The 24,756-nt window shown below is 70.5% G+C and carries 15 protein-coding genes; 8 read left to right on the forward strand and 7 right to left on the reverse strand.

Annotation, left to right across the window (positions count from 1 at the left end; translation table 11 throughout):
• Window positions 1-12 precede the first annotated feature (12 nt).
• Together ACFYM2_RS11690 and ACFYM2_RS11695 are read right to left on the reverse strand one after the other, a co-directional pair.
• Window positions 13-1,563 carry a GMC family oxidoreductase gene (locus ACFYM2_RS11690; protein WP_388835462.1) on the reverse strand — a complete coding sequence of 517 codons (1,551 nt, stop codon included), beginning with the start codon at window positions 1,561-1,563 and terminating at the stop codon, window positions 13-15.
• A gap of 11 nt (window positions 1,564-1,574) precedes the next feature.
• Window positions 1,575-2,411: an SAM-dependent methyltransferase gene (locus tag ACFYM2_RS11695; RefSeq protein ID WP_358997117.1), complete on the reverse strand. Its 837-nt coding sequence runs from the start codon at window positions 2,409-2,411 to the stop codon at window positions 1,575-1,577.
• 245 nt (window positions 2,412-2,656) lie between these two features.
• Here ACFYM2_RS11695 and ACFYM2_RS11700 point away from each other — a divergent pair, with 245 nt between their 5' ends.
• The gene (locus ACFYM2_RS11700) at window positions 2,657-4,201 is read left to right on the forward strand and encodes a GMC family oxidoreductase (RefSeq protein WP_388835465.1); all 1,545 of its coding nucleotides are present in this window, start codon (window positions 2,657-2,659) and stop codon (window positions 4,199-4,201) included.
• Between the two features lie 67 nt (window positions 4,202-4,268).
• Here the strand turns inward: ACFYM2_RS11700 and ACFYM2_RS11705 are convergent, their stop codons facing one another.
• From ACFYM2_RS11705 to ACFYM2_RS11720, 4 genes are all read right to left on the reverse strand, one after another.
• Window positions 4,269-5,594 carry a cytochrome P450 gene (locus tag ACFYM2_RS11705; protein ID WP_388835468.1) on the reverse strand — a complete coding sequence of 442 codons (1,326 nt, stop codon included), beginning with the start codon at window positions 5,592-5,594 and terminating at the stop codon, window positions 4,269-4,271.
• Window positions 5,595-5,632: 38 nt separating this feature from the next.
• Complete coding sequence (locus tag ACFYM2_RS11710) at window positions 5,633-6,616, reverse strand: DUF1702 family protein (RefSeq protein WP_388835472.1); 984 nt, start codon at window positions 6,614-6,616, stop codon at window positions 5,633-5,635.
• A 104-nt stretch (window positions 6,617-6,720) separates the two neighbouring features.
• Window positions 6,721-7,491 carry a helix-turn-helix transcriptional regulator gene (locus ACFYM2_RS11715; RefSeq protein ID WP_358997450.1) on the reverse strand — a complete coding sequence of 257 codons (771 nt, stop codon included), beginning with the start codon at window positions 7,489-7,491 and terminating at the stop codon, window positions 6,721-6,723.
• A 664-nt stretch (window positions 7,492-8,155) separates the two neighbouring features.
• On the reverse strand, window positions 8,156-8,818 hold the full coding sequence (locus ACFYM2_RS11720) for a TetR/AcrR family transcriptional regulator (protein WP_358997106.1): 663 nt from the start codon (window positions 8,816-8,818) through the stop codon (window positions 8,156-8,158).
• Window positions 8,819-8,887: 69 nt separating this feature from the next.
• Between ACFYM2_RS11720 and ACFYM2_RS11725 the strand changes: the two genes are divergently transcribed.
• Together ACFYM2_RS11725 and ACFYM2_RS11730 are read left to right on the forward strand one after the other, a co-directional pair.
• Complete coding sequence (locus tag ACFYM2_RS11725; RefSeq protein WP_358997103.1) at window positions 8,888-10,228, forward strand: carotenoid oxygenase family protein; 1,341 nt, start codon at window positions 8,888-8,890, stop codon at window positions 10,226-10,228.
• A gap of 103 nt (window positions 10,229-10,331) precedes the next feature.
• Window positions 10,332-11,957 carry an MFS transporter gene (locus ACFYM2_RS11730; protein WP_358997100.1) on the forward strand — a complete coding sequence of 542 codons (1,626 nt, stop codon included), beginning with the start codon at window positions 10,332-10,334 and terminating at the stop codon, window positions 11,955-11,957.
• A gap of 246 nt (window positions 11,958-12,203) precedes the next feature.
• Here the strand turns inward: ACFYM2_RS11730 and ACFYM2_RS11735 are convergent, their stop codons facing one another.
• Window positions 12,204-13,166 carry a hypothetical protein gene (locus ACFYM2_RS11735; protein WP_388835475.1) on the reverse strand — a complete coding sequence of 321 codons (963 nt, stop codon included), beginning with the start codon at window positions 13,164-13,166 and terminating at the stop codon, window positions 12,204-12,206.
• 334 nt (window positions 13,167-13,500) lie between these two features.
• Here ACFYM2_RS11735 and ACFYM2_RS11740 point away from each other — a divergent pair, with 334 nt between their 5' ends.
• From ACFYM2_RS11740 to ACFYM2_RS11760, 5 genes are all read left to right on the forward strand, one after another.
• The gene (locus tag ACFYM2_RS11740) at window positions 13,501-15,306 is read left to right on the forward strand and encodes a tryptophan 7-halogenase (protein ID WP_358997465.1); all 1,806 of its coding nucleotides are present in this window, start codon (window positions 13,501-13,503) and stop codon (window positions 15,304-15,306) included.
• 150 nt (window positions 15,307-15,456) lie between these two features.
• A complete protein-coding gene (locus tag ACFYM2_RS11745) occupies window positions 15,457-17,439 on the forward strand; it encodes an ASPIC/UnbV domain-containing protein (RefSeq protein WP_388459636.1) in 1,983 nt (660 codons plus the stop codon).
• Complete coding sequence (locus ACFYM2_RS11750; protein WP_358997468.1) at window positions 17,436-18,458, forward strand: enediyne biosynthesis protein; 1,023 nt, start codon at window positions 17,436-17,438, stop codon at window positions 18,456-18,458. The genes ACFYM2_RS11745 and ACFYM2_RS11750 overlap by 4 nt, the downstream gene beginning before the upstream one ends.
• A complete protein-coding gene (locus ACFYM2_RS11755; protein WP_388835478.1) occupies window positions 18,455-24,274 on the forward strand; it encodes an SDR family NAD(P)-dependent oxidoreductase in 5,820 nt (1,939 codons plus the stop codon). Before ACFYM2_RS11750 ends, ACFYM2_RS11755 begins: the two co-directional genes overlap by 4 nt.
• Window positions 24,271-24,753 (forward strand): acyl-CoA thioesterase, encoded by a 483-nt coding sequence (locus ACFYM2_RS11760; RefSeq protein ID WP_388459634.1) that lies wholly within the window; start codon window positions 24,271-24,273, stop codon window positions 24,751-24,753. The genes ACFYM2_RS11755 and ACFYM2_RS11760 overlap by 4 nt, the downstream gene beginning before the upstream one ends.
• Window positions 24,754-24,756 lie beyond the last annotated feature (3 nt).

Below are 24,756 nucleotides of genomic sequence, written 5' to 3' on the forward strand. Positions count from 1 at the left end.
GTCGGCGCCGGGTCAGCCGCGGTCGCGCAGCAGCGCGGCCGCCCGCTCGGCGATCATCACGACGGTCAGATGCGTGTTGGCGCACACCATGCTCGGCATGATGGACGCGTCCACGACGTGCAGGTTCTCGACCCCGTACACCGCGCAGCGCTGGTCCACGGCGGCCCCCGGATCGCCGGCGGGACCCATGCGCACCGTCCCCACCGGGTTGTAGGCGCTGTCCACGGCCCTTTCGATGTAGTCGCGCAGTGCCTCGTCGTCGTCCATGACGCGCTCGTCGAGCGCGACCAGCTGGTCGCCCTTGTCGAAGATCTTCGGTGAGCTCGCCAGTTCCCAGCAGCCCCTGACACCGTCGGCGAGCAGACGGTAGTCGCGTTCGTCGGAGAGGTAGCCGAGATCGACGCGGGGAGCGGCGAACGGGTCGGACGAGGCCAGCGTGACCCGGCCGCGCGAGTGCTGGCGGCGCAGCACGACCATCACCCCGAACACGGCCCGCGCCCCGGCGACCCGGCGCAGTTCGGGGAAGTGGAGGGTGAGGTCGAAGCGGTTGACCATCGCGTAGTACTGGTCGTTGAACCGGCTGTCGCTGGTGCGGGTCACGATCTGACCGGTCGACTTGCCCTCGTTCTCGTAACCCGGCTTGGGCGTCATGAACACCCCGATGCGCGGCTGGTCGGTCAGGCCCGCGCCGACCGCCGCCACATCCGCCCGCACCGGCAGGCCGAGACCGCGCAGATCCTCAGCGGGCCCGATGCCCGAGCGGAGCAGGATCGCAGGCGAGGCGACGGCTCCGGCCGAAAGGATCACCCGCCGCGCCCGGACGGTCTCCCAGGGGCCGCCGTCCACCGACGCCACCACGCCCGCCGCGCGGTCGCCCTCGAAGACGACGCGGTCGACCAGGGCGCGGGACAGGATGGAGAGGTTGTCGCGCGCGCTCGCGGGCCACAGATAGGACATCGCCGTCGAGACGCGGACGCGGGGATCGCGGCGGTTGGACGGGATCGGTCCCACGCCCGTGGATCCGGGGTCGTTGTGGTCCTCGGCCCAGGGGTGTCCCGCGGCCAGGCACACATCGAGGAACGCCTGCTGAACCTCCGTCAGTTCCTGTGGGCGCCACCGCCTGACGGGAACCGGGCCGCCGCGGCCGTGGATGTCGCGGTCGCCGAAGTCCAGATCGTCCTCCAGCGCGCGAAAGACGGGAAGCACGTGCTTCCAGTCCCACAGCGGGTTGCCGCTGCCGGCCCACTCGTCGTAGTCCTGCGGCGTCCCCCGGATGACGACCGTGTTGCCCACCGACGAGGAGCCGCCGGTGACCTTGCCGAGCGGGAACATGACCCGCCGCTCCCGCGTGAGCTGGGTGGTGAAACCCCAGCTGTGCTTCACGAGCGACATCGCGTTGGCGTCGAGCAGATCCTCCGGAGTCGTCGCCGCCGAAGCGTAGTGGCGCCCCGCCTCGATCAAAAGGACCCTGCGGCCGGGGTCCTCGCTGAGCCGGGCGGCCAGCACGGCCCCCGCGCTGCCGGCCCCCACGATGATGTCGTCGTAGACCCGCCCCTGAGCCATGCCCGTCCCCTTCACCGCTTGCGGGCCACGCCGCACCACATGGGCAGCGGCTGGGGTCCCGACGCACCCTGGGGCGGGCGCCACAGCTCGGTGCGCACCACGCCGGGCGCGAGCACGTCCATGCCGTCGAAGAACCGCTCGACCTCGGAGCGGGTGCGCCGCACCACCGAGTCGCCGGTCTGCTTGTCCATCTCCGTCAGCATGGCGTTGAGGGCCATGTCGGTGTCGTCCTTGGCGAAGTGGGAGAGCGCCAGACAGCTGCCGGAGGGGACGGCGGCGAGCAGATCGGCCAGGATCTTCGCGGGCCCTTCGGCGTCCTCGACGAAGTGGAGCACGCCGAACAGGATGAGCCCGACCGGCTGGGAGAAGTCCAGCACCTTGGCGGCCCTGCGCAGGATGTCACCGGGGTCGCGGAAGTCCCCGTCGAGGAAGACGGTGTCGGGGTCGGACGCGAGCAGGGCCTGTCCGTGCGCGACGACACTGGGCTCGTTGTCGACGTAGACGACACGGCAGCCGGGCGCGGCCGCGCGCGCGGCCTCATGGGTGTTGCCCATGGTCGGCAGCCCGCTGGCCAGGTCGAGGAACTGCCGCATCCCGTACTCGCCCGCCAGATGTGTGACGATGCGCCCGAGGGCGTCGCGGGCCGCGTGCAGGTCGACACGGACTCCCTCGACCCCGCCCGGTTCGCCCGGCCAGTTGACGAAGGCGGTGTCGCCGACGGCGCGGTCGGACGCGAAGTTGGCGCTCCCGCCGAGCAGATAGTCCATGATCCGGGCCGTGTTGGGGATCAGGGCGTTCACCCCGACCGGCGCCTCCTCAAGGCGCGGCGCCGATGAATTCTCTGACATTGCAGCCTCCTTCGGACCGCGGCACCACAGCTCGCGGCCTTCACCACACCAGCGTGAGGGCGCGGACGTGCTGAGGCTTCTCACTCCGTGCCCGGCCCGCGCGATGCGCCGGGCAACGCCGGAGTAGTCCACCGGTCCCTCGAAAGCGAGGCTTGGTGCGGGGACGCGGAACTCCGCGTTCTTCCCCGCGACGTGCGCCCGTCTCGCGTCGCGCTTCCCGCAGCCCATGTCAGCGAGGGTGATGTATGACGCCGCAATACGATGACATCGTCGTCGGCGCTGGTTCGGCCGGCGCCGTGCTCGCCGCGCGACTGAGCGAGGACCCGGCGCGCCGTGTTCTCCTCCTCGAAGCAGGCCCCGACTATCTGACGCAGCATCAGATGCCGGACGACATCCGCACCGGCAACGCCATGTCCTTCCACGACCACGACTGGCAGTTCAAGGCGGACATCCACGACGGGCGCAGGATCCGCTTCCCGCGCGGCAAGGTGACGGGCGGCTCCTCGGCCGTCGGCGCCACGGTCGCGCTGCGCGGACTCCCCGAGGACTACGACGAGTGGGCCTCTGCCGGCAACCCGTCGTGGTCCTGGCAGGAGGTACTGCCCTACTTCCGGCGCCTGGAGGACGACCTCGACTTCGGCGGCGAGTACCACGGCCAGAACGGCCCCTATCCGATCCGCCGGTGGCGCCCCGACGAACTGGTCCCCGGACAGCTCGCCTTCGTCGAGGCCTGCCTCGAAGCCGGTTTCCCCGAGGTCAAGGACCACAATCACCCCGAGGCGACCGGGGTGGGCCCGATCCCCTCCAACCGGCGCGACGGACTGCACCGGGTCACCACCGCGATGGCCTATCTGACACCGGCACGCGAGCGCCCCAACCTGGACATCAGAGCGCACACCGTCGTCGACCGCGTCGTCTTCGAGGGCGAACGCGCGGTGGGCGTGACGGCCTCCGCGCCCGGCGGCGGGTACGAGACGATCAGCGCGCGGCGGGTGATCCTGGCGGCCGGCGCCGTGGCGTCACCGACCATCCTCATGCGGTCCGGCATCGGTCCCGCGACCGAGCTGGCCGGGCTCGGCATCGACAGCCGGGCCGACCTGCCCGGTGTGGGCGCCAACCTCGTCGACCACCAGCGCACCGGCGCCTTCCTCGCGCCGCGCCCCGGCGCCTGCGATCCCTCGGGCCCCTTCCTCCAGGAGATCCTGCGCACCACGGCGCCCGGCTCCCAGGACACCAACGACCTCCAGTACTACATGGTGAACCACTTCGATCTGACGCACTTCCCCGAGCTTCAGATGCTCTCCGGCACGGAGATGATCCTCGGGGTCATGGTGGTCTCACAGCGCCCGCGCTCCCGTGGCAGGCTCGCCCTGACCTCGACGGATCCGCTGGCGCCGCCACACATCGAGCTGAACTTCCTCTCGGACGGCGGCCGCGAACTGGACCTGCTCGTGGAGGGCGTACGCACCAGCTGGCGCCTGGCCAACCACCCCGGCATCCGTGGACTGGGGCAGGGCTTCGTCGTCCTGCGCGACGCGGTGATCGAGAACGACGACATGATCCGCCAGTACGTCAAGACCAGCCTCGACAGCGCCTATCACCCGGTGGGGACGGTCCGCATGGGTCCGGCCGGCGATCCCTCGGCCGTCGTCGACGAGCGGTGCGCGGTCCACGGCCTGGACTCCCTCTACGTCTGCGACGCCTCGGTGATGCCCAACACCGTCCGGGCCAACACGAACCTCACGTCGATCATGATCGGGGAGCGCACGGCCGACTGGCTGCGCGCCTGACGGGACGCACGGACCGGCCGGGGTAGACCCCGGCCGGTTCCTGTGCGCGTCACCGCGGCGTGGACGGTCAGGACACCCGGCGCACCGTCATCGGCAGGCCGCCGCGGATCCGCAGGGTGAGCATCGCCTCGCCCGCCACCTCATACCCGGGCACCTTCGACAGACGCAGCTCACGCGCGAGCGTGGCGAGGACGACGGTGGCCTCCATCATGCCCAGGCTGTTGCCGACGCAGAACCTGGGGCCCGCCCCGAAGGGGATGTAGGCGTACCGGTTGCGGCCCGCCGACGCGGCCGGCGCGAACCGCTGCGGATCGAAGCGTTCGGGCGCCGCCCAGAACTCCGGGTGGCGGTGCAGCAGATAGGGGCACAGCAGCACATCGGCGCCGGCGCCGACCCGATACCCGCCGATCTCGTCCCGCTCGCGGGCGATGCGGGGCAGCAGCCAGACCGGCGGGTAGAGCCGGACGACCTCGTTGAGCACCTGCGTCGTGTACGTGAGTTCGTGCAGGCTCTCGACGGTCAGCGGCCCGTGCCCGAACACCTTCACGGCCTCCTCGTGCAGCTGCCGCCACACCCCAGGATGCTCGTCCAGCAGATGGAAGGCCCAGCTCAGGGTGCTCGCGGTGGTCTCGTGCCCGGCGAGCAGCAAGGTCACGAGCTCATCGCGCATGCGGACCCGTCCGGCGTGCTGGTCCGCTTCGTGGCGGACCGACTCGATCAGCCGCGAGACGATGTCGTCACCGGCGGGACCGGCCGCGCGATCGGCGGCCAGCCGGTCGACGATGCGCTGAAGATCCCGCCGGGCCCGCCTGAAACGCGTCTGGAGCGGCAGCGGAAGCCACAGCGGCACGGTGCCCAGGGTGATCGCGTCGAACATCGCCTGGTTCTGGACGGCCTCGAAGGACGCACCGAGCGAAGCGAACTCGCTGAGGTCGGCGTCGACCAGGGTCCGCCCGAGCACGCCCAGCGTGAACGCGGTCATCTCCTCACGCATGTCCACCGGGCCCCTGCCCGCGAGCGCCCCGAGCCGGGCGGCCAGCTTCTCGGCCTCCTCGTGGACGGCGCCGAGTTGCCCCGCGATCCGTTTCGGCTGGAAGACCGGCTGGATCGCCCTGCGCTGGTTGCGCCACGTCTCGCCGTCGCTGGTGAGCAGACCGTCCCCGAGGGCGCGCCGGGCATGGATCATGCCGAGGCCCTTGGTGTAGTTGCCGGCGTTGTCGGCCAGGATGTGCTTGGCGTGGTCGGGGTGGTTGAAGAAGTGGAGCGTCTTGGGTCCGAGCGGCAGACGGACCGCGTCGCCGTAGGTGCCTGCGGCCCACACCATGACGTCGAGCCGGCTGCGCACCATCCGCGCGAGGACGGGCAGGGTGAACAGGCGCGATGGACCCGGCATGCGGCCGCGCCTGCGGCGTGGCGGAGCATGGGTGGAGGTCACGGAGTGGCCCGCCGTAGCTCGTCGAGGCCCGAGGCGATGCGTTGGCGCCAGAGTTCGTAGGGCGGCACGGCGGTGCCGTCCAGGGGTTCGGTGCGGCTCTTGTCGGCGAGCTCGGCCGCCCGGGCCGGGGTGATGCCGCAGAGCAGCTGGGTCGCCATCTTGGTGTGCTCCGTGACGAGACCGGCCTGGAAGCGGGCGGTCGCGGCGAAGACCGCGCCCTGGGCGACCTGGGGGCGGTGGGTCCCCGCGCGCCGCAGGAAGATCCCCAGCTCTTCCTGGTCGGCGGCACCCGCGTAGGTGGTGGCAAGTCCGGCGCCGCTGTAGAGGTCGGCGCGCCGCGTCGCGTCGAACGCCTCGATCAGGTCGGCGGCCCGGCCCGGGTCGGCTCCGGCGACGAACCAGATGGCCCGGCCGATGCCCTGGTCGATCACCCGGCTCGCATAGGAGGCAGGTCCGCCGGCGGGCCAGGGGAAGTCCGGTTCGCGGTACTGCTGACGTACGTACCGCTCGGTGTGGAAGTAGGCCTGGTGGAAGCCGTATCCGTCCAGGACGAGCCAGCGCAGCAGCGGATCCGTGGCGGCCGCCGAAGCCTTCGCCCAGCGGAACCGGGGCAGCCGCGCCATGGCCCAGCCCATTCCCACATAGACCATGTAGATGTGATCGCGGGCCCTGCCTTCGAGGAAGCGGCTCACCTGGGTGCCGCCGAACGGGAGACCGTCGCGGATCGCGAAGCCCATGCCCGCGCCCTCGTAGGCGAAACCGCGGAACTCGCTCGGCACCGACTCCAGGCGTTCTTCGGCCTCTTGTGGCACGCGGGCCTCGGCCGCGTACGCGTACCCGGTCAGGAAGGTCTCGCCTACTGTCTCCAACAGCTCGCGCGCGGCAGGGCTTTTCACATGGAAGCCGCGCACGGAAAGGTGCGCCTGGGACGCGCTCGGCGTCAGGACGCGGCGCCTGAGCGCTCGCCACCTACGGGTCATGCTGGTCTCCAATCGGCGGATCGCCTGTGGCCCGGAGATCCGAGGTGAGGCGTGTCCGCGCCGGGCGGCGCACGCCGGGGTCGGCTTGCTGAGGTGACGCCTCGTCAAAGGGACGCGAGCTCCGGGGCGCGCAGCGCGGTGCGCTTCGGCTCGGGCAGAAGCCGGTTGTCCAGCTCCGGCAGGGCCAGCAGGATCGGCAGGTCGGTCCGGTCCACGGTGCGCATGGGGATACGGAGTTCGACATCCTGACCGGAACGCATCACGACGGGCTTGCCGGCGCCCAGTAAGAGGGGATGGCGCGCCCAGGGGCGGGGATCGACATCGGCCCAGCGCACCGCGACGGCCGCCGCGCGTACGTACCACTCGCCGACGGGCACCGCGCTGAGCCGGTACTTCCGTACCCGGCAGTCGTTGGTGGGGCATTCCAGGATGTCGCAGGAGACCGGCATCCCCTCGACGATGGGGCTGCCGAACGCGCCGACATAGACGCGCAGCGGTGTCTCACTCGGTGGCAGTACCACGGTGCCGTACACCGTGCCGGAGCCTCGGTCACTGCCCAGGTCGAAGCGGGGCAGCGGCGGCAGCCCGCTGTGGGACAGCGAGCGGAAGCGGGTGGGTGAGACGCCGACGCTGCGGGTGAACCGGGTCGTGAAGGTGCCCAGGCTGTTGTAACCCACCTGGTACGCGATGTCGGTGACGCTCAGTGACGTTTCCAGCAGGAGATTCTTGGCGCTGTACAGACGAATCGCCGTCAGGAAGCGCCCGGGCGAGGTACCGGTGATGGTGCGGAAGACCCGCGAGAAGTAGAACTTGCTCAGTACTGCGGTGTCGGCGATCTCGTCCAAGGACAAGGGTTCACTGTAGTGATCCCACATCGTCGTTATGGCACGTTCCACCGCAAGCTTTGATACCTCCACAGGACCCCCGTCGTCAGATGCGGCCAGCCCATGATCGGCTGACGATTCGCTTCACCAGCCGCTGAGATGCGGTTCGATGATGCGCATGCTCCCATCTTCCGCACTTCTTTGAAGTTGCCTGTATCGGATTTGCAGCTGTCAGTTTCCATGTGAGGCGTGGGGGCGGTCGTGCCTACGTGTCCGGTGTTCCTCCTGAACGCCGTCCGGCCCGGACCGGGTTGTCACAACGGCCCCCTGACCTCGCTCTTTTGGTGGACAATGCGTCGACGCGCGCACGGCGGGGCGTCGCCTCCCGCGCTCCCGCCTGCCCGCGCCGGCCAATCCGCTCGGGGAAGTGCGTGGAGGTGTCAACCAATTCGACGGCGGTAAAAGGCAAGCATCGCGCACATTCCGAATCTGTGATTCCGCTGCTGTCGCCGGGGCCTCCCGGCCGGAGCGCGAAGATCGCCGAAGCGCGCGGATCTCCGGTCGTGGCGGTGAATGGCCGCCCTTCGGCGCGGCGCCATCCGCCCATCCGATCACCGGAATTGGTGGGTATGGAAAGGAAATCGGTGATCGGATGCGGTCTGGCTCGGCGGGCGGGAACCTCGTTACGGATGGTGACGTTTTAGGAGTCCGGCGCTCACGGGGCCGAGGGGGTACGTTCCTTGTCACGGGCCCGCGCGACATCCAGGGCCGTCGCCGCCCTCGCGCCGTCGTCACCGGCGCCCACCAACATTCCGCACACCAACGTCTGGAAGCAGGTGTCGGCGTCGTAGGGCTCGATGAGGTACCCGCCGAGCTCCAGTGTGACGAGCCCGTGCACCCCGATCCACATCTGATGCGCCACGCGCGCCGGGTCGTCGGAGCGGAACCGGCCCGCCTCCATGCACCGGGTGACGGCCGCCACCAGCGTCTCCAACGTATAGCGCCCGTGCTGCCGTTCGTCGTCCGAGAGCGCGAAACCGCCGAGGCTCGCCCCGCCGAACATCACCGAATACAGGTACTGATGCTCCAGCGCGTTGGCGCGGTAGGCGTAGCCGAGCGCCGCGACATCGGCGACGGGGTCGTCGGTCCCTGAGACCTCGGTCATCCGGTCGTTCAGCCGCCGGAAGCCCTCATGGACCACCGCTTTGACCAGATCGTCCATGCCGCCGAAGTGGGTGTACACCGCGGTGGTGGACGTGCCCACGGCGGCGGCGAGGCGGCGCGTGGACAGGGCTCCGGGGCCCTCCTCCTTGAGGATGCGCGCCGCCGTCACGATCAGATTCGCGCTCACTTCGGGGTCGGCTTTTCGAGGGCTCACCCTTGACATGGTCGCACAGGAACCCGAACATAACAACGTTACGTAACGCTGGTATGTGACGGAGGCGGGATGGACGGCGCACGGTATGTCCAGGCAGACAACTACCGGCCGGTCTCCCGGGAGACCACCGTGGTCCGGCCCGAAGTGGCGGGCAGCCTGCCGCCCGAACTGAACGGCACCTTCGCCCGCATCGGCCCCAACCCCCTGGGCCCGCCCGACGCGCGCCGGCACGCCTTCGAAGGTGCGCCGATGGTGCACGCCATCCGCATCAAGGACGGGCGCGCGCAGTGGTACCGCAACCGGTGGCTGCGCACCGACCGGGTCTGCGCCCACCTGGGGGAGCTGCCCACGCCCGGCCCCCGGCACGGCCTGTCCGACGACGCCGGCGACAACCTCGTCCAGCACGGGGGCCGCGTCCTCGCGCTCGGCGACGGGGGAGTGCTGCCGGTCCGGATCGACGCCGACCTGACCACATCGGCCCGCGTCGACTTCGACGGGACCCTCCCGGCCGGGTTCTCCGCGCACCCGCAAACAGACCCGCTCACCGGCGAGATGTTCGCGGTCGCCTACTACCACGAGCCGCCGTACGTCCTGTATGTGGTCGTCGGCGCGGACGGCCGGGTACGCAAAACCCTGCCCATCGCGGTGAAGAGCGCGCCCATGATGCACGCCTTCTCACTGACCGAACGCCACGCGGTCTTCTACGACTTGCCGGTTGCCTACGACCCGGCCGCCGCGGCCGGCGGATCGCGCGTCCCCTACCGCTGGCGAACGGACCACGAGTCCAGGATCGGCGTGCTGCCGCGCGAGGCCACCGAACCCGACGTGCTGTGGATGGACGTCGACCCCTGTTACGTCTTCCATCCGCTCAACGCCTACGAGAGCGGCGACCGGATCATCATCCACCTGGTGCGCCACCCCCGGGTCTTCGACCGCGAGCCGCTGCGGCCCGGCGAGACGGCCCCCACCCTGTGGAGGTGGACGATCGACACGCGCGCCGGCACCGTCGTCGAGCGACAACTGGCCGAGCAGGCACAGGAGTTCCCCAGGATCGACGACCGCTACAAGGGGTCGTACAACCGCTATGGCTTCGCGGTCGCCATGTCGCCCTGCGGCAGCGGAGGTTACCTGGCGGGCCCCGGTCTGCTCCGGCACGATCTCGCCATCGGCCGCACCGAGACCCACGACTTCGGTCCCGGGCGGCACGGCGGTGAAGCGGTCTTCGTGCCGCGCGGACCCGACGCACCCGAGGCGGACGGCTGGCTCCTGAGCCTCGTCCACGACGCGGCAAGTGACCGCAGCGACCTGGTCGTTGTGGACACCGCCGACTTCACCGGAGCGCCGGTGGCGCGCGTGCGGCTGCCCGTTCGCGTGCCGCACGGACTGCACGCGACATGGATCGCGGGCTGACCCGGCCCGCCGCCCCACCCGATCGGGTCAATTTGGAAGAAGGCGTGCGCCGCCGGGGTCCCTAGTCTCGTCTGGAGTGTCCGACCGGACGAAAGGAATGCTCGTGGCGTTGAAGGTCATCGACCGTGCCCGGGGGGAGTTCGAGCATCCGGCAGCGTTCTGGTGCGGCGTGCTGCTGTCCGCCGTGGGTGTCGCGCTGCATCTGCCGATGTACGTCGGCGCACGCGACATGCATTACATGATGTCCGGGATGCACCCGGACGCCGCCATGATCACGGGCATGGTGCTCATCGTGGTCGGTTTCGCGGCGTCGCTCTACGGCGTGCTGCCCGCGCGCGGAGGTGAGATCCGGCGGTCCGCGCGGCGCATCCGCGTCACCGCCATCGACGACGCCCCCATCAAGGGCCAGCACATCGCGCTGCTCGTCGTCCTCGCCGTCGCCATTACGATCGACGTCATGAAACCGGCGACGCTGTCCTTCGTCGCGCCCGGCGTCGCCCAGGAGTACGGGCTCAAATCCCCCGCCAACCCGCACGGGCACATCCCGGTCTCCTTGCTGCCGCTCCTCGGGATCGGCGGAACCGTGGTCGGCTCGTGGATCTGGGGCTGGCTCGGCGACCGCATCGGGCGCCGCTCCTCCATCCTGCTCGCCGGCATCCTCTTCGTCACCACCTCCATCTGCGGCGCGATGCCCGGCTTCTCCTGGAACCTGCTCATGTGCTTCCTGATGGGGATCGGGGTGGGCGGCATGCTGCCCATCGCGTTCGCGCTGATGGCCGAGACCATCCCCGCACGGCACCGGGGCTGGCTGATGGTCCTCATCGGCGGCGACATCGCGGGGGCCTACGTGGCCACGAGCTGGCTCGCCGGATGGCTCACGCCGACCTACAGCTGGCGCATCCTCTGGCTCATCGGTCTGCCCACCGGACTGCTGTTCATCGCGCTCAACCACTGGATCCCGGAGTCACCCCGCTATCTGATCGCCCGTGGCCGTCAGGAGGAGGCCGGCGCGATCATGGCCAGGTACGGCGCCGTCGTACGGGAGGTCCCGGCCGGCGCGCCCGACGCCGAGGCCCCGGTCCGCGAGAGCGCCCAGCGGCTCCTGCGGCGCCCGTTCACCGGCCCCACGCTCGCGATCACGGTCCTCGCCCTCGGGACGGGCCTGGTCACCTACGGCTTCCAGCTCTGGGTGCCGACCAACCTGCAACACCTCGGGTTCTCGGCGGTGAAATCCGACTACGTCGTTCGCAACGCCGCGCTGCTCGGCCTCCCCTTCACCGTCCTGGTGGCCGTGGCGTACGGATGGTGGGGCAGCCGCAGGACGATCATCACGCTCTCGCTGGCCTCCGCGCTCGCGCTCGGCGGCTTCGCCGTGGCGGGCGACTCACTCGTCCACCACCACCTCGTACTGTCGCTGCTGCTGGTCGTGCCGCTCTCCGCCGTCAGCTCGGTGGCGGCCGTGGTCTCGGCGTACGCCGCCGAGATCTACCCCACGATGCTGCGGTCACGGGGCTCGGGGCTCGCGGCCGGCATGACCAAACTCGGCGGGGTGCTCATCATCGCGATCGTGGTCGCCGCCACGAGCATTCCCTCGATCGCCGTGACCGCCGTCATCGGGGCGGTGCCGCTGGTCCTGGCCGCCGTCCTCTTCCTGTGGATCGGTCCCGAGACCAAGCGCCGCAAACTGGAGGAGATCAGCGGGGAGTTGATGGCCACGGCCGAGGCCTAGGGGGTGTCTGGTGGACCATGGCCGGGGGCGCGGCGTCTGGCACGGCACCTCGCGGCGTTGCCGAATCGCCCCGATAGCTCCGCTATCGAGACGCTCCGGCGCCTTGCGATGCACCGCACCAGACGCCGCGCCCTGACCGACCCTGATCCACCAGACACCCCCTAGAACCTCCCGCACCGCACGTGATGGCCCGGCGCCCCAAGGCGCCGGGCCGTTTTTCACGTGTGATGCCACGCGTGTCCGTGCTCAGTGCCAGGGCGCCGTCGGGAACCAGATGTAGCCCATCAGATGCAGCACCCGTACATCCCAGTACAGGACCGCGAACACACCGGCGATCAGGAAACCCGACGCGGTCAGCGCACTGACCCGGGCCGGCTCCGCCGCCAGCCAGCGACCGGCCCGCCCCCGCAGCACCACCGAGATCAGCAGGACGATCAGCGACATCACGACGATGTTCCCCAGCGACTGGAGCGCGAACGCGGCCGCCCCGTACAGCGGGTTGTGGTGCTGCGCCGCACTGCGGAACATCTGCCCGAACAACGGGTAGGGCCGCCCGATCAGGAAGGCGCCGATGAGCATGCCCATGAGGATCAACGGCGCGTTGCGAAAGCGCCGGGAAATCGCGGCCAGCGGATCCGGCACGACACCCGCGGCCGCCAGACCCAGCACGATCATGACGACACCGATGACACCGAAGTCGGTCATCGCCTGGATGATCCTGGGCGAGAGACCGGGGGAGTGGGTGGTGGAGAACTGCGGCATGTGGGTGCCGAAGACGCCGACCAGCGCGCCGTACAGCGCCGACAGCGGCAGCATGCCGACGGCCAGCCAGCCGATGGGCCGCGCCATGCGGGCCAGCGACTCCCGCCGTGACAGCGCCGATTCACCGACCAGAGGGCCCACCGCGCCCAGCACCATCACGTTGCACGCCGTGAAGGAACCCGCCAGACCCGACACGAAGGCGAAGAGCACACCCGAGGTGACGCCGGCGATGGGGGTCGTGAGCGCGTTGTGCCCGAGCATGGCGTCCGCCGCGTTGAAACCGATCTGGTCGTCGGCCAGTTGCGGCGACCAGGCATACGCCAGCAGAAATCCGAGCACAACGCCGACCGCGATCACCAGGGAACGGCGCCGGGGAAACAGGCCGTTGACGAACATGGATGTACCGGTCTCGTGAATCGCCGGTTTCTCGGCGACGGCATGGGTCATGAATATCCTCCCGAAGGGCCGAGGCGGCCGCACGGCGCGGTCGTCAGCCGTTGAGTCTCGGACCCCTTCCGCCCTTCCGCTTCTTCCATCCTGCCCACATTCGCGGGCACGTGGACCGGCACCACCAGGATTGCGCTTTCCTTTCCGGCAGGCGGCGGTGACGGCAAGAGGAGAGAAGCCCGACGCAGGTCCGGGCGGCATCCTGGAGACGTCGAGCAGGCGCTCCCACGCACCTTCATCCACGGACGACCGCGCGGACGACCGCGATTATGGGGAACCCATGGGCACTCAGCGATATGAAGTGGCAATTCTCGGATCTGGAATCGGCGGATCGATGCTCGCGTGCATCCTCGCCCGGCACGGAGTTTCCACTCTTCTGCTGGAAGGCGCCAGCCATCCGAGATTCACCATCGGCGAATCACTGATTCCCGAGACCGGCCTGCGCCTGCGCATCGTCGCCGAGAAATACGGCGTCCCCGAGATCGGCTGGATCGGCACGTTCCACAAACTCCGCAGGCATGTGAGCAGCAACTGCGGAGTAAAGCGCTCGTTCGGTTTCATGTACCACCGGGCCGGCGAGGAGAACAGGCCCGAGGAGATCAACCAGTTCGGGACGCTGACGCCGCCCGTCGGCCCCGACTCCCACCTCTTCCGCCAGGACACCGACGCCTACCTCGCCGCGCTCGCGGTCACCTACGGCGCGACGTTCCACTCCGGGACCCGTATCGAGGACATCGACTTCGGGGACGACGAGGTCGCACTCCGCGCCACCTCCGGCGAGACCTACCGCGCCAAGCTCCTCATCGACGCCTCCGGCATGCGCTCGATGGTCTCCGACCAGCTCGGCATGCGCGACGCGGTGCCACGCTTTCGCACCGACACCCGCGCCATCTACACCCACATGATGGGAGTCAGGAGCACCGATCTGCTCCTGGACCCCAAGGACCGGCAGAACCTGATCACACCGCTCGGCCAGTCCACCATGCACCACGTCTTCGACGGCGGCTGGATGTGGGTCATCCCCTTCAGCAACCACCGCGCCGCGACCAACCCGCTGACCAGCGTGGGCCTGATGCTCGACCGGCGCAAACACCCCGAGCCGCACGGCACGCCGGAAGGGGAGTTCCGCAAGATCATCTCCGCCTATCCGACGATCGCCCGGCACTTCGCCGAGGCGCGCGCCGCGCGCCCCTGGGTCCGCTCGGGCCGCATCCAGTACTCCTCGCCCCACCTGACCGGACACCGCCTCATCCAGCTCCCCCACGCGGCCGCCTTCATCGACCCGCTCTACTCCAGCGGCATGTCGGTGCTCATCGCCGCAGTCGACATGATCGCCGAATCGCTGCTCAAGGCCGTCGCGGAGAACGACTACGCGACCGAGCGGTTCAAGCCCATGGAGGACGTGGTCAACCGCGGCTTCGACCACTACGACACCGTGGTCTCCGGCTCCATCGACTCCTTCGCCAGCTACGAGACCTGGAACGCGTGGAACCGCAACTGGGTGATGGGCAGCCTCCTCGGCACGTTCGGCCCGCTCTCCCTGCTGATGCGCTACCACAAGACGAAGGACCGCTCCCACCTGGAGAAGACGACCGAGCCGAGCCGCATGGGAGTGCTCGGCAGCCATCTGCCGGGTGTCGTCGAGATGGCGCAGGCCTCACGCGCCCACATGGACGCCGCGCTCGCCGGCGAGATCACCCATCAGGAGGCGAGTGAGCGCATCTTCGCCCGCTTCCGCGCGATCGACTTCCTGCCGGCCTACATGGGCTTCGGCGACCCCGAGAAGACCGCGACGGCGACGTTCACACTGCTCCCCGGCGCCCGCCACGTGATGTGGTACCGGATGCACGGGGACGCGCTGTACCGGGACAACTGCACCTTCCCGCTCCTGACGTACGCACGGGACGGCGCGGCCTTCGTGCTGGACGAGACGCGCGACGCCTATCGGCGCGGTTTCTCCGCGCTGCGCGACGTCCTGTTCGCCCGTAACGGCGACTGGCGGCACGTCGCCCCGGCGCTCGCCGCGCACCCCGAGCTCGTGGCCCCGGTCCAGGCGCACACGCCCGGCCCGCAGGAACCGCCGGGACTCGACGACATCGAGGCCTCCCTGACCGAGGCCGCGCCGACCGAGACCCGCTGAGCGGGCGGCGCCCGGCGTGAGATCTCGTACGCCCCGAAACGGCGTGGGCCTCAAACCCCCACGGCCGCACGGTAGTTCGGGCATCGTGCCCGGACGCGCCGCCCAAGACGCCCCGCACCTTCATGACCGTACTTTCGAAAGGAGATCGCCATGAGGCTGAGGATGCGTCTTCGTCGGCTGGTGCCGGGCGTCCTTGCCATCGCCGTCGCCACCACGCTGTTCTTCGGCGCGGACAGCGCGGTCAGCGTGTCCGGCGGCGCGCGGACCGCCGCCAAGTACACGTTCCACGAACTGCCCATCACCCTGCCGCCCGGCTACGACAACCTGCACATGAACACGATCCGTCAGGTCAACCCGGCCTACCAGAAGGTCCGTTCATGGATCTCGGCGGTGGGCGCCGGCGTCGCCATCAACGACGTCACAGGACACGGGCGCGCCGACGGCATGTGCCTGGTCGACACCCGCACCAACAAGGTGATCGTCACCTACACACCCACCGCGCCTGCGGCCGACCGGTTCACGCCGTTCACCCTGGAGGCGGCGCCGCTGCCCTACGACGACACGATGGCGCCGACCGGCTGTGCCGCGGGCGACTTCACCGGGGACGGGCGCATGGGCTTCCTCGTGACGTACTGGGGGCGCACCCCGATCCTGTTCCTGCCGAAGTCGACCGCCACCTCGCCCTCACCCAGCGCGTACGTGCCGCAGGAACTCGTGCCCTCGCAGTCGGCCGACGGGATTTACCACGGCCCGCGCTGGAACACCGACGCCGTGTACATCGCGGACCTCGACGGCAGCGGACACCCCTCCGTCATCGTCGGCAACTACTTCCCCGACTCCGACGTCCTCGATCCGCACGGCCTGAAGAACGTCGTGATGACCAACAGTCTCTCCTCCGGCAACAACGCCGGCGGCGACCATGTGCTGCGCTGGCACGACGCCACCTCCGGTGACCACCCGGCCGCCCGCTACGTCGAGGAGAAGGACGCCATCCCCTTCCAGATCTCGACCGGCTGGACGCTCGCGCTGTCCGGGGCGGACCTGACAGGTGACGGTCTGCCGGAGGCCTACATCGCCAACGACTTCGGCCACGGCCACCTCCTGTACAACCAGTCGACCCCGGGCCACATCAAGTTCACCGAGGCCAAGGGCGTGCGCACGGGCACGACGCCCAAGTCGTTCGTGCTGGGCAACGGCTCCTTCAAGGGGATGGGCGTCGACTTCGCCGACCTGAACAGCAACGGCAGCTTCGACTTCTTCGTCAGCAACATCAACGTCGCCTGGGGCCTCCAGGAGAGCAATCTGCTCTTCGTCAACCACGCAGCTAACCCGGCCGACATGAAGAAGCAGCTCAGCAAGGGCATCGCCCCCTTCGAACAGGAAGCACAGCAGTACGGCCTGGCGTGGACCGGCTGGTGCTGGGACGTCAAGGCAGGCGACTTCCTCAACCAGGGGCAGCAGGACGTGATCCAGACCGACGGTTTCGTCAAGGGCACCAACAACCGGTGGAACTGGCTCCAGGAGGCGGCCACCGAGAACGACGACCTGCTGAGCAACCCGGCGATGTGGCCCAACTTCCAGCCCGGTGACGACGTCTCGGGCCATGAGGCGCTGGCCTTCTACGCCAAGAACTCCGATGGCACCTACGTCAATGTGAGCTCCGATCTCGGCCTCGCCGAACCCACCCCGACCCGGGCCGTCGCCACCGGCGACACCACGGGTACGGGCACCCTGGACTTCGCGGTGGCACGGCAGTGGGGAGCGCCCGCGTTCTACGCCAACAAGGCGCCGGACCTCGGTCATTCGCTGGAGCTGAAGCTGTACCGCCCCGCCACCGACCAGGGCGGCGCCGGCCAGGGTCTGGAAGCCATCGGCGCGCCCGCCTACGGCGCCACCGTCCAGATCACCACCCCGCAGGGCACCCAGATCTCCCAGCTCGACGGCGGCGGCGGCCATGTCGGCTTCCGCAGCTTCGACGTCCACTTCGGGATCGGTTCCTACAGCGGTCCCGTCTCCGCCCACCTCCAGTGGCGGGACGCCGACGGGGGACTCCACCAGCAGACGCTGCGGCTGCGACCCGGCGTCCACACCCTGATGCTCACCGGCACCGCCCAGGAGGTTTCGAGCCGATGACCGCCGCCCTGCACCCCACTCCGGCCGAGACCGCGCCACCGAGCGCCGCCGTCAAGCCCCCCAAGGCCAAGCCCGACCCCCGGTATCTGGCGCTGCGCAACTTCGCGATGTCGATCACCGCCTTCAATGTGTTCGGCTACACCCTGCTCGGCTTCGAACAGCCCTATCTCTGGCCGGTCTTCGCCCTCCTGATGGCGTACACGACCGAGATCACCTTCGAGCTGATCAGCGCGTGGGCCTACCAGCGCAAGCCACGGTTCCTCGGCGGCGGAGCACGCGGACTGTATGAGTTCCTGCTGCCGTCGCACATCACCGCGCTCGCCGTCAACATGCTGCTCTACGCCAACAACCAGATCCTGCCCGTCCTGTTCGGGGTGTTCGTCGGCGTCGCGGGCAAGCACGCGTTCCAGGCGCCCGTCAACGGGCGGATGCGGCACTTCATGAACCCGTCCAACTTCGGCATCACGATGACCCTCGTCTGCTTCGGCTGGGTCAGCATCGCGCCGCCGTACGAGTTCACCGAGAACGCGAACACGTACTTCCGCATCATGATCGCGATCATCATCGCCACGGCGGGCACCGTCCTCAACACCATGCTCACCCGCAAGGTCCCGCTGATCGTGGGCTGGATGGGCGGCTTCGCCATCCAGGCCTTCGTCCGGCACGGCATCTGGGACGTCGCGCTGTTCTCGGCGCTCGGTTCGATGACCGGGGTGGCGTTCGTGCTCTTCACCAACTACATGATCACCGACCCCGGTACGACACCGACGAAGGGCCGGGCCCAGTTCATGTTCGGCGGATCCGTCGCGTTCGTCTACGGGGCCCTGATGCAGCTCAACGTCACGTACACCCTCTTCATCGCCCTCGTCGTCGTCTGCGGCGCCCGGGGCATCGGCTGGTGGGCCGTGTCCCTCTTCCAGCGCCGTCGAGCCCGGCGCGTACCCGACACCACGGCGGTGAGCCAACAGATCCCGGCGCGGACGCCGCAGACCACGGACGCGGGGGCGATACGGGCATGAGCGGTCACCGGATTGCGGTCGTCGGGCTCGCGTGCCGCTACCCCGACGCGGACTCGCCCGAGCAACTGTGGCAGAACGTGCTCGCCGGACGGCGCGCCTTTCGCCGGCTGCCCAACGAGCGCATGAACCTCGACGACTACTACTCACCCGACCGGACGGCCCCCGACCGCTTCTACTCCCGCAAGGCCGCCGTCCTGGAAGGCTTCGACTTCGACCGCGTGGGCCACCGCGTCGCGGGCAGCACCTTCCGCTCCACGGACATGACCCACTGGCTCGCCCTGGACACCGCGGCGCGCGCGCTGGCTGACGCCGGCTTCCCCGGCGGCGAAGGGCTGCCGAGGTCGGCCACCGGCGTGGTGATCGGCAACACGCTCACCGGAGAGTTCAGCCGCGCCAACCTCATGCGGCTCCGCTGGCCCTACGTACGGCGCACCGTCGGCGCCGCCCTGCGCGAGCAGGGCTGGGACGACACCGCGCTCGGTGCTTTCCTGACCGGCCTCGAAGTGCGTTACAAGAGTGCCTTCCCGCCGATCGACGAGGACACCCTGGCCGGCGGCCTCGCCAACACCATCGCGGGCCGTGTCTGCAACCACTTCGACCTCCACGGCGGCGGCTTCACCGTCGACGGCGCCTGCTCGTCCTCGCTGCTGTCGGTGGCGACCGCGGCCAACGCCCTGGCCGCCGGTCAGCTCGAAGTGGCCGTCGCGGGAGGCGTGGACCTGAGCATCGACCCCTTCGAGGTCATCGGCTTCGCCAAGACCGGGGCGCTGGCCACCGGCGAGATGCGGGTGTACGACCGTGCCTCCAACGGGTTCTGGCCCGGCGAGGGCTGCGGCATGCTCGTGCTGATGCGCGACGAGGACGCGATCGCGCGCGGTCTTCGCCGTTACGCCGTGCTCGCCGGCTGGGGCTACTCCTCCGACGGCAAGGGCGGCATCACCCGCCCCGAGGCAGCGGGACACCGCCTCGCGCTGCGGCGCGCCTACGAGCTGGCCGGGTACGGCATCGAGACCGTCGCCTACCTCGAAGGCCACGGCACCGGCACGGCCGTGGGCGACGCGACAGAACTGCGGGCCTTCAGTGAGGCACGGCGCGCCGCCGACCCCACGGCGCCCCCTGCGGCGATCAGCACCATCAAGGGCAACATCGGTCACACCAAGGCGGCCGCAGGCGTCGCGGGACTCATCAAGGCGATCCTCGCCGTGCACCACGAAGTCATCCCGCCCGCCACCAGCCACCTCGATCCCCACCCCGAACTGACCGGCGAGCGGCCCGCGTTGAGGGTCCCGCTCGAACCCGAGCCGTGGCCCACCGAGCACCCCATCCGCTCCGGCGTCTCCTCCATGGGCTTCGGCGGCATCAACGCCCACGTCGTCGTGGAGCACGCCGACAGCGCACCGGACGCGGGCCCCGGCCCCCAGGTGCGGGCACTGTCCCGCTCGCGGCAGGACGCCGAACTGCTGCTGGTCGACGCGGACGACTTCGCCTCGCTGCGCGGACAAATCGCGCGGCTGGCCGAGATGTGCGGCAGGCTCTCCTTCGCCGAGCTCGGCGACCTCGCCGCCACTCTCGAACGCGAGCTGGCCGACCGCCCCTTCCGCGCCGCGATCGTGGCCGGCGACCCCGAGGAGGCAGGGCGCCGCTTCGACTCGCTCCTGACCATGCTCGACAACGGCGCGCGCTCCGTCCTCGACACCGAGCACGGCGTCTTCGCGGGCACCTCGGCCCGCCCGCCCCGGATCGGCTTCCTCTTCCCCGGCCAAGGAGCGGGCCGACGCGGTGACGGCGGCGCGCTGCGGCGCCGTTTCGCCGGCGTCGACGAGCTCTACCGCACGCTCGCACTGCCCTCCGGCACCGACCTGGTCGCGACCGAGAACGCCCAGCCGAGGATCGTCACGTCCTGCGTCGCGGGCCTGCGCACCCTGTCCCTGCTCGGCATCACGGCCGTCACCGCCGCGGGCCACAGCCTGGGCGAACTGACCGCGCTGCACTGGGCGGGCGCGATGGACGAGGCGGCGCTGCTGCGCGCGGCCGCCGCGCGCGGGCGCATCATGGCGCGGGCGAGCGCCGGCGGCGGCACCATGGCGAGCGTCGCCGCCCCGCCGGACGCGGTCCTGCCGCTCCTGGCCGGCGAGCCCGTCGTGATCGCCGGGTACAACAGCCCCCGGCAGACCGTCGTGAGCGGGCCGGCCGACGCCGTCCGGCGGGTGTGCGAGCGCGCCACGGGCCAGGGCCTGTCCGCCACCACCATCGCGGTCTCGCACGCGTTCCACTCGCAGGCCGTCGCCCCGGCGGCCACCGGGCTGCGCGACTTCCTGCGCGACGAGCCCTTCGCACCCCTGGCCCGCCCCATGGTCTCCACCGTCACCGGCTCCGCCCTGCCGGCCGAGACCGATGTGCCCCACCTCCTGACCCGCCAGGTGCTCGAACCGGTGCGCTTCACCGAGGCCGTCCAGACGATGGCCAAGGAGGCCGACCTCTTCATCGAGGTGGGCCCCGGGCGCATCCTGAGCAACCTCGCGGCGGAGACCGCCCCCGCGGTGCCCGCCGTGTCCCTGGACGCCGACAGCATGTCGCTCTCCGGGCTGCTGCACGCGGTCGGCATCGCGTACGCGCTGGGCGCTCCCGTCCGCCACGACCTGCTCTTCCGCGACCGCTTCACGCGTCCTTTCCCCTTCGACAAGACGCTGCGCTTCCTGGCCAGCCCTTGCGAATCGGCGCCGGAGAGCGACCTTCCGCACCTCGCGACGCCCCGGGCCGAGCAGGCCGCCCCCGAGCCCGCCGCCCAGCCGCCGGCGCTCGGGGACGCCGTCCACACCCTGGAGGTGCTGCGGCGCCTGGCCGCCGAGCGGGCCGAACTGCCCCTGGAGGCGGTCGGCGCGCAGAGCAACCCCATCGACGAACTCCACCTCAGCTCCATCACCGTCGGACAGATCATCACCCAGGCCGCACGGGAACTCGGGCTCGCCGCGCCCCTGGCCACCTCCGCGTTCGCCACCTCGACGCTGGCCCAACTCGCCGACATGCTCGATGAGTTGAGCGACACCGCGCGCGAGGGGGAACAGGACACCACGCCCGACATCACCGGCGCGGGCCCCTGGGTGCGCGCGTTCTCCGTCGCACTCGTACCCGCCGAAGCCGGGCGGGCCGCCGGGCCGCCCGCGCCCGGTGACTGGCAGCTGTTCGCCACCGACCGGCACCCGCTCGCCGCCGCCCTGCGCGCCGCGCTGCGACGGGCCAGGCTCGGCTCGGGGGTCCTGCTGTGCCTGCCGCACGACTGCGCCGAGGACCACATCCAGCTGATGCTCGCCGCCGCACGCGCCGCGCTGTCACCCGGCGCGCCGGGACGCTTCGTGGTCGTCGGCGACCGGCGGGGCGCGGCCGGCCTCGCCAAGACGCTCCACCTGGAGGCGCCGGCCGTCGCCACCACCCTCGTCACCCTGCCCCTGACCGGGCCGGCACCGGCCGCGCTCCTGCGGGACATCGTCGCCGATGTCGCCGCGACCACGGGCTTCAGCGAGACCGTGTACGACGCGGCCGGTGTACGCCACATCCCGCTGCTGCGCCCGCTGCCGGTTTCTCACGCACCCGGGCGCTCCGTGCCCCTGGACGCGCGGGACGTGCTGCTGGTCACCGGCGGCGGCAAGGGCATCACCGCCGAGTGCGCGCTCGACCTGGCCCGTACCACCGGCGCGGCCGTCGCGCTCATGGGCCGCTCCGACCCGAGAACCGACCAGGAACTCGCGGCGAACCTGGCGCGCATGACCGAGGCGGGCGTCCACCACCACTACGTACGCGCCGACATCACCTCGGCCGACGAGGTCAAGGCCGCGGTCCAGGAGGTGTCCCAGACGCTGGGTCCGGTGACGGCGCTCCTGCACGGCGCGGGGCGCAATGTGCCGCACGCGCTCGCCGACCTCGACGAGTCGTCCTTCCGGCGGACGCTGGCCACGAAGATCACCGGCCTGGAGAGCGTGCTGGCCGCCACGGACCCCGCCTCGCTGCGGCTCCTTGTCGCCTTCGGCAGCATCATCGGCCGGGCCGGGCTGCGCGGCGAGGCGGACTACGCCACGGCCAACGACTGGCTCACCGACCTCACGCGCCGGATCGCGGCGGAGTACCCCAACTGCCGCTGCCTGGCGCTGGAATGGTCGGTCTGGTCGGGCACCGGCATGGGTGAACGACTCGGCGTACTGGAATCGCTGATGCGCGAGGGCATCCATCCCATCCCGCCGCAGGAGGGAGTCGCCGTCCTGCGGCGCCTGCTCGCCGACCCGGAGGCGCCCGAGTCGGTCGTGGTCATGGGCCGCGCCGAGAACCTGCCCACCATCGCCCTCGAACCGCGCGAACTCCCCCTGCTGCGCTTCGTGGACCGGCCCCGGGTGTACTACCCCGGCGTCGAACTCGTCGTCGACGTCGACCTCGGCGCGGACGACGACCCCTACCTCGGCGACCATCTGCTCGACGGCGATCTGCTCTTCCCGGCGGTGTTCGGCATGGAGGCCATGGCCCAGGCGGCCGCGGCGCTCACGGGTTACGTCGGGCCGCCGGTCCTGGAGGACGTCGAGTTCCACCGTCCCATCGTCGTCCCCGTCGACGGCACGACCACGATCCGGGTCGCCGTCCTCGCCACCGAACAGGGCACGGTCCAGGCGGTGATCCGCAGCGAGGAGACCGCCTTCCAGGCCGACCACTTCCGCGCGACCCTCCGCTACGACGTGCCCGCCCCCGACGATCCGACGCCCATGACGGCGACGGCGCCGTACGCGCCGCTCGACCCGAAGGAGGACCTGTACGGCCCGGTGCTCTTCCAGGGCGAGCGCTTCCAGCGGCTGCTCGGCTACCGGGACCTGGCCGCCCGGCACTGCGTGGCCGACGTGTCCACCACGACCGACAAGCCGTGGTTCGGCGGGTTCCTGCCGGCTGGGCTCGTGCTGGCTGACCCGGGCACACGCGACGCGCTCATGCACGCCATCCAGTGCTGTGTCCCCGACGCGACCCTGCTGCCCGCCGCCATAGCACGCCTCCACCTCGCCGACCCCACCCGCCTGGGCACCCTCGACCGGGTCACCCTGCACGCCGCCGAACGCTCCCGTGACCACGACACCTACGTGTACGACCTCGACGTCCGCGATCCGCAGGGGGCGCTCGTCGAACGCTGGGAGGGGCTGCGCCTCCAAGCGGTCCGCAAGCAGGACGGCGCCGGGCCCTGGACGCCGACGCTGCTCGGCCCCTACCTGGAACGCCGAAGCCCCGCCGTGCTGCCCGCCGCCCTGCGCGTCGCCGTGTGGCCCGACGAGGAAGCGGCCGCCCAGGACGTGGCCGGCCGGCGCGCGCGCACCGCTCAGACGCTGGCCCTCGCGCTCGGCCACGAACCGGCCCTCAGCTACCGGCCGGACGGCAAGCCGGAGACCGGAACGGGCCCACACGTCTCCTCCTCGCACGGCGCGGGCGTGACCTTCGCGGTGGCCGGGGAGCAGGCCGTGGGCTGCGACGTCGAGGAAGCCGTGGACCGTCCGGCGGGGGAGTGGCGGGACCTGCTCGGCGCGGAGGGACACGCGCTGGCCGAGCTCATCGCCGGTGAGCGCGGCGAGGACCTGTCCACCGCCGCCACCCGAGTGTGGGGCGCGCAGGAATGCCTGCGCAAGGCCGGCCACGCGCGCGCCCAACTGGTCATCTCCCGGGCGTCGACGGGCCGTTGGGTCGTCCTGCGCTCGGGCGGCCTGCGCATCGCCACGTTCCCCACGACGCTGCGCGGACGCACCGCACCGGTGGTCTTCACCATGCTCACCGAGACGAAGGAGGGCCGCGCATGACCAAGCGACCGTACTACGAATACCGGCACCTGGTCGGCTTCGAGGAGACCAACCTGGTCGGCAACGTCTACTACGTCAACTACCTTCGCTGGCAAGGCCGTTGCCGGGAAATGTTCCTGCTGGAGCACGCCCCCGGCGTCATCGACGAGATCCGCGCCGACCTCAAGCTCTTCACGCTCAAGTGCGAGTGCGAGTTCCTTGCGGAGATCACCGCGTTCGACGAACTGTCCATCCGTATGCGTCTGGTGGACCTGACACAGACTCAGGTCGAGTTCGCCTTCGACTATGTACGGGTGCGCGGCGATGCGGAGGACCTGGTCGCCCGGGGACGGCAGCGGGTCGCGTGCATGCGGGGACCCAACGCCGACACCCGCCCGGCCAAGGTGCCCGCGTCACTGCGCAAGGCACTTGAGCCCTACGCCACGACCGCGCCGGCCACGCAGCCGCGCGTACTCGCCCACATCGTGAACGGTGACTGAGCC

The organism is Streptomyces sp. NPDC006711, assembly GCF_042869775.1.
Lineage (GTDB): Bacteria > Actinomycetota > Actinomycetes > Streptomycetales > Streptomycetaceae > Streptomyces.